Below are 10944 nucleotides of genomic sequence, written 5' to 3'. Positions count from 1 at the left end.
ACCCCAGAGTTTATTCCCTTACTCAGACACAAGCGGGCTTGCTCGCGAAAGCGGTATGACAGTCACCGGCGGGCTAGCCTTTCAGCGCAGCTTCAATCGCTGCGACGTCGATCTTGGTCATCTGCATCATGGCCTCGAACGCGCGCTTGGCGGCTGCCTTGTCGGGGCCGGCGACGGCGTCGGTCAGGACGCGCGGGCTGATCTGCCATGACAGGCCCCACTTGTCCTTGCACCAGCCGCAGACACTTTCCTCGCCGCCGTTGCCGACAATCGCATTCCAGAAACGGTCCGTTTCAGCCTGGTCATCGGTGGACACCTGGAACGAGAAGGACTCGTTGTGCTTGAACACCGGGCCGCCGTTCAGCCCGATGCAGGGAATGCCCATCACCGTGAACTCCACCGTCAACACATCGCCTTCCTTGCCCGATGGATAATCGCCAGGCGCGTGATGAATGGCGTGTACTGCGCTGTCCGGAAACGTCGCAGCGTAGAACTGCGCCGCCTCCACAGCATCACCTTCGTACCAGAGACAGATCCTGTTCTTGTTATTCATCCGGCTTCTCCGAGAGGGATTGGTCGATGCAGTCTAGCAGCGCACCTTTTCCAGGATCGATCAGGTGATGAGCGGCTTTTTGCACTTGCAAGACGTTCCGACTCGTCGCGGCTATCGAGCAATCGTGCCGAGAGATTCGGCGCCCGCGCCCCGGCTACACCCTCACCCGCTCCCCATGCTCCATCATCCAGCGAATCAGGTGCGTCATCGATACCTGATGCTGCTGGATAACGCACTCACCGCCTTGTTCATGGCGGTAGCGTTCGACGTAACGGCTGAGCAACACATGATCGCCATCCTCCGCCAACCGTAGCTCTACCTCGCGGCACTGCAGACCACCCTGGCCGAGCGCCTTCACGCTTCGCCGCAGAACCAACGCATCGTTAGTCATCGGCCTGCCCTCCCTCGCATTGGGCGGTCACCGCTCCCAGTTTGCCTTGCGCGACAACATCGGCGCGCTGCTGCGCCACGGCGTCGCGCAGGGCCACGTAGTAATCCGGCTGGGTGCGAAGTTGGTCGGTCAGCGGCAGCGCCTGTGCGCGGCCATCGACGATGCCGCCTGCGGTATTGATCGTGCCCAGGGTATCGACAGTGCTGCTGTCGCCGCCAAACGGGTCGACCACGAAACTGATTACCTTGCCGGTGGCATCCCTCAGGTTGGCCGTCCCCAGCAGTGGCAGTTCCACCGTCGGCCCCGGGGCGATGTTCCAGACGCCGAATGTCTGGCCAAAATCAGCCTCGTGGCGCTCGATACCGAGTTTGCCCGATACATCGATCAAGCCGACGATGCCGGCCGTGGTGTTGATGACAAAACGCCCCAGGGTGTTGACCGAGCGCTGCGCATTGCCTTGCAGCAGATCGTTGATGAACACCTTGGGCTCACCGAAGTTGGCCACGAAGTTGTGCACGCCGGTCTGCACGGCATCCGGAAGATGGCGATAACCACGGGCGATGGGGGCCAAGGCGTAGTCGTCTACGGTGCGGTTGAAGGCGAAGATGCCGCGGTTGATGGGCTGCCCGGGATCGTAAACGGTGTACGGAACACTCTCGCAACTGCCAGGTTTTGCAGCGGGCGTGCTGGCGCAGCCGCTGGCGAGTGCTGCGAGCATGATGACCACGGAGTGACGAACGCGGAGCGAAGCGGGATCGGTGAGCGGCATACGGGGCTGTCTCGGCAAGGAATGGGCGACGCCAGTCAGTCGAGGAATGAAGCCATTCACAGTTCCCGTGGGAGCCGAGCTTGCTCGCGATAGCGGTGGTTCAGCCAACATCTTTATCAACTGACCAGCCACTATCGCGAGCAAGCTCGGCTCCCACAGGTTCTGCGCTCAACGGGACGGGCATTGAGCAATCCTGCCGCTGTTTTTTTGCCTGGAGATTTCCAGAATATTGCCCGCCGGCAACTTTATTGCAGGATTGAAATATATGACGCAGGGCGTGGATTGACCCTAGTATCGCTCCCTGTATTCATGACCCGACGTGCCCCACCGTGAGCCATTTACTACTGGTGGACGATGACCTCGAAGTCCTCGCCCTCTTGCGCAAATTCCTCGAACAACATGGCTACAGCGTCGATGTGGCCGCCGACGGTGCCGCCCTGTGGCAGGCGGTCGAGCGCCAATTGCCGGACCTGATCATCCTTGACGTCATGCTGCCAGGAGACAACGGCCTGGTACTCTGCCAGCGCCTGCGGGCCGAACACAGGGTCGGCATCATCATGCTCACCGCCATGGGCGAGTTGAGCGACCGCGTCGTCGGCCTGGAGATGGGTGCTGACGATTACCTGACCAAGCCTTTCGACGCGCGGGAGTTGCTGGCCCGGGTGCGGGCCGTGCTCAGGCGTACCGCCGAAGCCAGGGGCACGCCGAACGACGCCTCGCGACCGGTCCTGGAGTTCGAAAAGTGGCAGTTGGACGTCACCCGGCGTGAATTGCGCTCACCGGATAAGGTCATGATCCCGCTTTCGGCGGGCGAGTTCGAATTGTTGCTGGTGTTCGCCGAACACCCGCGTCGGGTGCTGAGTCGCCAGCAGTTGCTGGACCTGGCGCGCGGCGAAACCTTCGACGCGTTTGACCGGAGCATCGATGTGCAGGTCAGCCGCTTGCGTCGCAAGCTGGAGACCGATATCAGCGGCGCGTCGATGATCCGCACCGTGCGCAACAGTGGCTACTACTTCAGCCCCCACGTGGTGAAACGATGAAACCGCCGATCCCTGGCACTCGCCGCCCGCGCGATACCCTGGCGCGCTGGATCGCCCTGACCACCCTGGTTGCCATGCTGACGCTGCTGGCCCTGAACGCGTTGTTCAGCCAACTGGCCGGAGCCTGGGCACGCCCGCCCCTGATGGAAACCGGCCTGTTTGAAAAGATCTCCGCCATCGCCCGCATCATCGACTCGGTAGCGCTTGAACAGCGGCCCGCCATTGCCAAGGCCGCCAGTGACCGGGAATTTACCACCCAATGGCTGCAAGACCATGCCGAGGCGCGAGTGCCGGTGGTCGACGACGACCCGGAATACAGCGACGGCGTGGCACGGCTGCGCCAGCAACTGGGCAGGTCCGACGCACGGATAGAAGGCTACGAGCCGAGCGACTGGCCCGCCGACCAGCCCGGCGGGCGCTACGCCGCGCTGATCGAGCTGAGCGACCATTCATGGGTGATGTTTTCCATGCCCGCGCGCAACTGGGGCCTGGAGGAGTGGGAGCGCAATCTGATCATCATCGCGCTGATCCTGCTGTCGGCATTCATCGTCGCGCTGGTTGCCACCCGGCATCTGGCCGCGCCGCTGGAGCGCTTCGCCGAAGGCGCCAGGCGTTTCGGCATGGACCACAAGGCACCGCCCATTCCGGTCATCGGCCCCTACGAAATCCGCCAGGCCATTCTCGCCTTCAATGCCATGCAGGCCCAGCTCAAGCACTTCATCGAAGACCGCACGCAAATGCTCGCCGCCATCTCCCATGACCTGCGCGCGCCGTTGACCCGCATGCGGCTGCGCGGGGAGTTCATCGAGGACACCGAGCAGCAATCCCGATTGTTCAGGGACGTGGACGAGATGCAGACGATGGTCAATTCGGCCCTGGAGTTTTTCCGCGACGATGCACGGCTCGAACATGCCACCGCCTTCGATCTGGCTGAGCTGCTGCACACCGTCGTCGATGACTTCAAGGACGCCGGCAGCGAGGTTGCCTTCGAGGGCGCCCCCCGCTTCGTTTACGTAGGTAGGCCTATCGGGCTCAAGCGAGCGTTGGTGAACCTGATCGACAACGCGATCAAATATGGCGCAGAGCCCGGTGTTCAGCTCAAGGCCTGGAGCGACCGCGTTGAAATCCGCATTCTGGATCGGGGTCCGGGCATCGAGGCCAAGTACCACGAGCAGGTCTTCACCCCGTTCTTTCGTCTCGAAGGCTCACGCAACAAGAACACCGGTGGCGTCGGGCTCGGCCTCTCGGCGGCGCGGGCGACCGTGCTAGAACACGGTGGAACATTGACCCTCGGTAATCGGCGCGATGGCGGGCTGGAAGTGACGATTTCGCTGCCATTGAGCTGACCACTGCGGGCCCGTTGGCAAACAAAGCCTAAACAACCGGGGCCATCCTCGGTAGGATGGCCGGCCTTTCCGCCTGGACCCGCCCTGGAATCGCCCCGATGATCCTGATTGTCTACGCCCACCCCTACCCCGACCAGTCGCGGGTCAACCAGCAGATGCTCGAACGAGCCTCCAGCCTTCCGGACGTGGTCGTACGGTCCCTCTATGATCTCTACCCGGATTTCGACATCGACGTCGACGCCGAACAGCGCGTCGTCGAGCAGGCGGACCTGATCGTCCTCCAGCACCCGATGTACTGGTACAGCATGCCGCCCCTGCTGAAATTGTGGATCGACAAAGTGTTCACCCATGGTTGGGCATACGGCAAAGGCTCCACGGCCCTGAAGGACAAGAGCCTGCTGTGGGCCGTCACCACCGGTGGCGAGCCGGACCATTTCGAGATCGGTGCCCATCCGGGCTTCTCCGTGCTGGCCCAGCCCCTCCACGCAACGGCTGTCTATTGCCGCATGCGCTGGCTGGATCCGGTCGTCGTCCATGGCGCCTATGCCGCTGAATCGCATTCCCAACAAGCACAGATCGAACACTACCGCGCCCGCCTGGCCTCCTGGAAGGAAGATTGAAATGGAGACTCATAGCCTGATCGAGATGCTCATCTACCTGGCCTCGGCAACCTTGATCGTGCCGATTGCCGTCAGGTTGGGCCTGGGACCGGTGCTGGGCTACTTGCTGGCCGGGTGCGTCATCGGCCCCTGGGGCCTGAAGCTCATTACCGACGTCAAGGCCATTCTGGAATTCGCCGAAATCGGCGTCGTGCTGATGCTGTTCATCATCGGGCTTGAGCTCGACCCCAAACGGCTGTGGGCGTTGCGCCGGATGGTGTTCGGTGGCGGAGCCTTGCAGATGCTGGCTTGTGGCGCTGCCATCGCGGTGTTCTGCGCAGCCCTGGGCCTGAACTGGACGGCCGCGTTGCTGGTCGGCCTGACCCTGAGTCTTTCCTCCACGGCCATCGCCATGCAGGCGATGAATGAACGCAACCTGACGGCAACCGCCGTTGGCCGCAGCAGCTTTGCCGTGCTGTTGTTCCAGGACATCGCGGCCATTCCCCTGGTCGCCATGATCCCCCTGCTGTCGGCCCACGGTGAAACACCGTCAGGCACTGCCCTGGCGCTGTCGATCGTCAAGATCGTCGCGGCCATCAGCGTCGTCGTGCTACTGGGACGCTATGTGACACGGCCATTGCTGCGCTTCGCCGCCCGCTCGGGCCTGCGGGAGATCTTCAGCGCCGTGGCACTGTTCCTGGTGTTCGGCTTCGGTTTTCTCTTGGAAGAAGCTGGCCTGTCGATGGCCATGGGCGCCTTCCTCGCCGGGGTGCTGCTGGCCAGTTCCGAATACCGGCATGCCCTGGAAAGCGACATTGAACCGTTCAAAGGCCTACTGCTGGGGCTGTTCTTCATCGGCGTCGGCATGTCGATCGACTTCGGCACCCTGATCAACGCACCGTTGAAGGTCACCACCCTGACCCTGGGCTTCATCCTGATCAAGCTGCTGGTGATCAAGACCGTGAGCCGGTTTCTCAATGTCCCCGCGGGCCAACGCTCATGGCAGGCGGTGTTGCTGGGCCAGGGCAGCGAATTCGCCTTCGTGGTGTTCGGCGCCGCGACGCTGGCTGGCATCCTGACCGATCAGTGGGGCAAGAGCCTGACGCTGGCGGTGGCCCTGTCCATGTGCCTGACACCCTTACTGATCCTGCTGCTGGGTCGACTGGAATCCGTCACCAAGAAAAACCACGAGGAATCCGACCTCGTCGATCAGCAGAATCCACGCATCATCATCGCCGGGTTCGGTCGCTTCGGGCAGATCGCCGGCCGCTTGCTGATGTCCTGTGGCGTCGAGGTGGTGGTTCTGGATCACGACCCCGACAACATCGAGACGCTGCGCAAATTCGGCGTGAAAGTGTTCTACGGCGACGCCACGCGCCTTGACCTGCTGCACGCTGCCGGCGCGGCCCAGGCCGTCGTGCTGATCAATGCCATTGACGATCAGCAGGACAACCTGACGCTGACCCGGCTGGTCCAGGAGCATTTCCCCACGTTGAAGCTGATCGTGCGGGCGCGGGACATGGGACACCTGATCACCCTGCGGCAGATGGGGGTAGAGGCGGCCGAACGGGAAACCTTCGAAAGTGCGCTGTCCTTGGGCCGACGCGCGCTGATGCAGATGGGCGTCGGGGCTTACGAAGCCCGCGAACGGGCGGATCAGTTCCGTCGCCTGAACCTGCAAATGCTGGAAGAAATCGTCGCCCAGCCGGAAGATGACCTCAAGTTCCGGCACGACGCCTACCGCCGCGCCAATGCGCTGCTCACGGACATGTTCAACGAAGACCGCGCGCGCCCCGTCGACCGCTGGCCTGAACATCATCGCAACGAGACGGATGAGGCGCGTAGCTGAGGTCGCTGCAATGGCCGACGGGCTCGACATCGGAAGATGGCGAGACGCCGGGGTTCCAGGCGGCTTAGGCCAATGCGTCCAACTCGGCCAGCATCGGCGCCGGAATCCGCAGCTCACTGGCCGCGAGGTTTTCCCGCAGGTGCGCCACCGACGATGTACCTGGAATCAGCAGCAGATTCGGCGCACGTTGCAGCAGCCACGCCAGCGCAACGCACAGCGGTGACGCCTCCAGGCGCGCCGCGACGGTGGAGAGGGCTTGTGATTGCAGCGGTGTGAAGCCACCCAGAGGAAAGAACGGCACGTAGGCGATGCCCTGCCGACCGAGATCGGCGATGAGTGACTCGTCACCTCGATGGGTCAGGTTGTAGTGGTTCTGCACACACACCACGTTGGCGATGCCCTGGGCTTGCTTGACCTGCGCAGCCGTGACGTTGCTCAACCCCAGGTGGCGGATGAGGCCCTGGTGCTGCAACTCAGCCAATGTAGAGAACGACTCCTCGATGGAGCCCTCCGTAGGCGCTTGCATGTTGCCCCAGGCCCGCAGGTTGACTACGTCCAATGCGTCAACACCCAGGTTGCGCAAGTTGTCGTGGACGGCCTGGGTCAACTCGGCGGGGCTCAGGGCGGGATTCCACGAAGCGTCGGCACCACGGACGGCACCCACCTTGGTGACGATCACCAGATCACTGGCATAAGGGTGCAGTGCTTCGCGAATCAGACGGTTGGTGACATGGGGCCCGTAGAAGTCAGCGGTGTCGATATGGTTGACCCCAGCCGCCAAGGCTTCATGCAGCACGGCGAGGGCCGCTACCGGGTCTTTCGGTGGCCCGAACACGTGAGGCCCCGCCAGTTGCATCGCGCCATAGCCCATGCGATTGATCTTGCGGTCGCCCAGTAAAAAACTACCTGCCTTGTCTACCCTGCTCATCGCGAATACCTCGAATTAAATGCGTGAGCCGACTATAGGCGTTGACCACTCCACTGATAATCAGGTGCAATCTGCACAGGTTGTACGGTACAGAGAACACTATGACGGATATCCAGGACCTGCTGTCCTTCGTGGCCGTGGTCAATGCAAAAGGGTTTCGGGAAGGCGCTCGGCTGAGCGGTAAGTCCGCCTCCAGCCTCAGCGATGCGGTACGACGGATGGAAACTCGGCTTGGCGTGCGCCTGCTCAACCGCACCACCCGCAGCGTGGTGCCGACCGAAGCCGGTGCCCGACTGATGGAGCGCATCGTGCCGGCCCTGGGTGAAGTCGAGTCCGCGCTGGACGTGGTCAACGAGTTCCGTGATCGTCCTTCGGGCACCCTCAGGCTGAATGTGCCGGTCAGTGCAGCGACGCTGGTGTTGCCGTCGATCATCACTCCGTTTCTGAAAAGTTACCCCGATATTCGCCTGGAGATCATCACCGAAGAAAGCTTCGTCGACATGCTCGCGGCCGGTTGCGATGCCGGTATTCGCTACGACGATCGCCTCGAACAGGACATGATCGCCATTCCCATCGGTCCACGCGTGCAGCGTTTCGCAACGGCCGCCTCACCGGCCTATCTCCAGGCCAGGGGACGCCCTGCTCATCCCCGGGACCTGCTCCAGCACGCCTGCCTGCGGGGCAAGTTCCCCAGTGGGGCCATGCCGCTCTGGGACTACGAACGTGACGGCGAAACCGTCAGCGTGGACCCGGGCGGCCCCTTGGTTTTCCGCGTGGCAGGCGCGGTGGACCTGGCCATAAAAGCTGCGCTGGATGGCTTGGGGGTGATCTATCTGTTCGAGGATTGGCTCAAACCCTACCTGGACAGCGGTGCGCTGGTGCCGGTGCTAGAGCCCTGGTGGCAGGGTTTCAGCGGGCCATACCTCTACTACCCCGGCCGCCGTTACCTGCCCTCGCCATTGCGGGCTTTCGTGGACTTCATCAATGAGAACGGAGGGCACTGACCCTCCGTTGTACTGCTCATCCTGCTCCGCACAGACGGCTACAGCCGCTCGTCTCCCCGTTCCGAAGATTTTCGAACCAAGCCCCTGCGCACGGCTCGGACCTACATGACACCACTGAAATCAGTGATCACGCGCTTGAGCAGTCGAGACTCGAACGGCTAGCGCGACGGTCCGTTGCGTTTCGATTCCGGGAGTTTTCGCCATGTGTGAGGGTTTTGTTCAGCACGTTTCCTCAAAGGACGCCCTGGCGTATTTCGCCCAGCGAGACACCCCGGGAGGACGTTTCGATTCCAGCGTGACGCACCTGGACTTGTACAGAATGGTACCCGCCAGGCCACAGGAGCGGCACAACCTGATCAAGCCGAACATGCAGGTCAGCGCCATTCGCCGCCGTGGCGGGCACTTGGAATCCATCAAGGTTCGTTGGGGCTGGTCACCCATCTGGTCGGTGGGAACGATGCCTCCGCTGACGCATCTGCCGCTGCATCTGGTGATGCGCTCCAAGGTCTTCGAACCTATCAAGGGCGAAGGCCGCGTGCTGGTGCCCGTGGAAGGCTGGTACGACTCACAAGCGCCCTGCGACTCAGCCCAGGCGCAACCCTTCAGCTATACGACCTCACGGCAGCCGGCGCCGATTTTCCTGGCGGCCCTGGCCCAGGCCAGCGAGACCTCCTTTGGCTGCGACGGCCTGGCCCTGGTGACTTATGGCGATATTGCCAGCCAACAGCAACGCGTACTGGCCTTGAGCACAGACGAAGCACTCGATTGGCTGGGACCTGAGTTCGGTTGGGAGCAGGCACAACAATGGGCCGAGCGCCTGAACAGCGTGGAAGCGCACCTTGAACCGGCGATGACAGCCCAGGTCCAGGCCAACCTTTGACCCTGGCCCCGGAGGGAGGTAAATCATGTACGTGATCATGGGAGGTACCGGGCATGTAGGCTCGGCCACCGTCCAGGCATTGCTGACCCAGGCAGCGCCGGTGATTGTCCTGACCCGCAACGCCGCCCATGGGGAGGAGTGGCGCGCCAAAGGCGCTCGGATCGTCGAGGCGGATGCGCAGAGTGTGGAATCGCTGCGGGCCGCCTTGCGACTCGGGCACCGGGCTTTGATCCTCAATCCGCCGGCTGCTCCGAGTACTGATACCGATGCGGTGGAGAGGCATACCGTGGCCAACATTCTCGCCGCGCTGGACGGCTCGGGCCTGGAGAAGATCGTCGCCCAGTCCACCGCCGGTGCCCAACCCGGCGAGCGTCTCGGCGACCTCAGCGTCTTGTGGGAGCTGGAAGAAGGCTTGCGCAATCAATCGATCCCGGCAGCGATCAATCGCGCCGTTTATTACATGAGCAACTGGGACGGCGTGCTCGACACCGTCCGCGCTACAGGCAAGCTGCCAACCCTGCTTCCCGCAGACCTGGCCCTGCCCATGGTCGCTCCCCAGGACATGGGCGAAATAGCAGCGGCGAGGCTGTTGTCGCCGGTGACCGATGTTGGCGTTCGTTATGTGCAAGGGCCTCGCCTGTATTCACCCAACGATGTTGCGCAGGCTTTTTCCGAGGCACTCGGTCGGCCGGTCGAGGTGCAGGTGATACCGAGGGACCGTTGGGAACAGGCCTTCCTGGAGCTCGGTTTCAGCCCTGCCGCCGCGCAATCCTATACTCGGATGACCGAGGTCAGCGTCGACAGCGGCTTCGAGATTGTCGAGGATGGGCTGCGCGGCACCACCACGTTCGAAGCCTACATCCGGGCGCTGGTGCGAAACGAGGATAGATAAGGAAACCGGGAACGGCGAACCAATGGACGGTAGACTGCGTCTTTTTCCTTTCCTGCATGAGGCACCGCATGGCTAACCCAGACATCACGTTCACTCCCGACCCGGATGCGGACTCCATCTCCTCCGACGTCGCCGGCTTCGGCGGCCTGCTGGTCACTACCCAGATCCCGACCCGCGCCGACGGCAGTTTGGAGCTGGGCGACATCACCCTGCAGAGCGAGTGCACGTTGCAGGCGCTCAAGACCGCGCTGGAACGTGCCGGCAGTTCCCTGGATCGGGTCTTGCACCTGACCATCTACCTCACCGACATGACCGAACGCGCAGCCTTCAACGAAGTGTACAAACGCTTCTTCGCCAAACCCTGGCCGGTCCGCGCTGCGATCGGCGTGGCGGCACTGGGGGTCGAGGGTATGCGGGTGGAAGTCACGGCGATGGCGGCCAAAGGCTGAAACGCTCCTCGCACGCTTGCTTGCAGTGGGGTCGATTGTGCCGACGCCATCGCGAGCAGGCTCGCTCCCACATGAGTTTTCCCGGCGGTCACAGAGCCAACGTATCCCGCAGATCCCACAGTTTTTCTGCGGCGCCCCGCAAATCCTGTTGACCATAAATCCCCCAGTGGGAGCGAGCCTGCTCGCGATAGCGGAGTGTCTGTCACGCCGCTGTTGAATCTGCCATCGCCTTCGCGGGCAAGCC

The 10944-nt window shown here is 62.7% G+C and carries 12 protein-coding genes; 8 read left to right on the top strand and 4 right to left on the bottom strand.

All coding sequences use genetic code 11. From position 1 onward, the window contains the following. Window positions 1-73 precede the first annotated feature (73 nt). The 3 genes from ACODTO_RS29075 to ACODTO_RS29065 all read right to left on the bottom strand — a co-directional run bounded on the left by ACODTO_RS29075 (window position 74) and on the right by ACODTO_RS29065 (window position 1713). Entirely contained in the window at window positions 74-553 is a 480-nt protein-coding gene (locus ACODTO_RS29075) for a VOC family protein (RefSeq protein ID WP_139648498.1), read from the bottom strand. Window positions 554-707: 154 nt separating this feature from the next. Next, window positions 708-944: a hypothetical protein gene (locus ACODTO_RS29070; protein ID WP_175362121.1), complete on the bottom strand. Its 237-nt coding sequence runs from the start codon at window positions 942-944 to the stop codon at window positions 708-710. Further along, complete coding sequence (locus ACODTO_RS29065) at window positions 937-1713, bottom strand: MlaA family lipoprotein (RefSeq protein WP_489107451.1); 777 nt, start codon at window positions 1711-1713, stop codon at window positions 937-939. The genes ACODTO_RS29070 and ACODTO_RS29065 overlap by 8 nt, the downstream gene beginning before the upstream one ends. A gap of 329 nt (window positions 1714-2042) precedes the next feature. On the opposite strand from ACODTO_RS29065, the gene ACODTO_RS29060 reads away from it, so the two are divergent. From ACODTO_RS29060 to kefC, 4 genes are all read left to right on the top strand, one after another. Beyond that, window positions 2043-2753, top strand: coding sequence for a response regulator (locus ACODTO_RS29060; RefSeq protein ID WP_047700760.1), 711 nt, complete (start codon window positions 2043-2045; stop codon window positions 2751-2753). Beyond that, on the top strand, window positions 2750-4099 hold the full coding sequence (locus tag ACODTO_RS29055) for a sensor histidine kinase (protein WP_175385857.1): 1350 nt from the start codon (window positions 2750-2752) through the stop codon (window positions 4097-4099). The genes ACODTO_RS29060 and ACODTO_RS29055 overlap by 4 nt, the downstream gene beginning before the upstream one ends. A gap of 98 nt (window positions 4100-4197) precedes the next feature. Beyond that, a complete protein-coding gene (gene kefF, locus ACODTO_RS29050) occupies window positions 4198-4719 on the top strand; it encodes a glutathione-regulated potassium-efflux system oxidoreductase KefF (protein WP_139648489.1) in 522 nt (173 codons plus the stop codon). Between the two features lies 1 nt (window position 4720). After that, on the top strand, window positions 4721-6547 hold the full coding sequence (kefC, locus tag ACODTO_RS29045; protein ID WP_489107450.1) for a glutathione-regulated potassium-efflux system protein KefC: 1827 nt from the start codon (window positions 4721-4723) through the stop codon (window positions 6545-6547). Between the two features lie 64 nt (window positions 6548-6611). Here kefC and ACODTO_RS29040 read toward each other — a convergent pair whose 3' ends face one another. Continuing rightward, a complete protein-coding gene (locus ACODTO_RS29040) occupies window positions 6612-7475 on the bottom strand; it encodes an aldo/keto reductase family oxidoreductase (RefSeq protein ID WP_175385860.1) in 864 nt (287 codons plus the stop codon). Window positions 7476-7576: 101 nt separating this feature from the next. On the opposite strand from ACODTO_RS29040, the gene ACODTO_RS29035 reads away from it, so the two are divergent. The 4 genes from ACODTO_RS29035 (at window position 7577) to ACODTO_RS29020 (ending at window position 10700) form a co-directional block, all read left to right on the top strand. Then, complete coding sequence (locus ACODTO_RS29035; protein WP_489107449.1) at window positions 7577-8479, top strand: LysR family transcriptional regulator; 903 nt, start codon at window positions 7577-7579, stop codon at window positions 8477-8479. Between the two features lie 202 nt (window positions 8480-8681). Then, window positions 8682-9359 (top strand): SOS response-associated peptidase family protein, encoded by a 678-nt coding sequence (locus ACODTO_RS29030; protein WP_489107448.1) that lies wholly within the window; start codon window positions 8682-8684, stop codon window positions 9357-9359. A 25-nt stretch (window positions 9360-9384) separates the two neighbouring features. Beyond that, window positions 9385-10251: an NmrA family NAD(P)-binding protein gene (locus ACODTO_RS29025; RefSeq protein WP_489107447.1), complete on the top strand. Its 867-nt coding sequence runs from the start codon at window positions 9385-9387 to the stop codon at window positions 10249-10251. Between the two features lie 68 nt (window positions 10252-10319). Then, window positions 10320-10700: a RidA family protein gene (locus ACODTO_RS29020; protein WP_139648477.1), complete on the top strand. Its 381-nt coding sequence runs from the start codon at window positions 10320-10322 to the stop codon at window positions 10698-10700. The last annotated feature ends 244 nt before the right edge of the window (window positions 10701-10944 follow it).

Source organism: Pseudomonas sp. FG13, from assembly GCF_057809755.1.
Note: the sequence above shows the minus strand (reverse complement) of the source record. Positions and strands in the feature narration are given on the sequence as shown.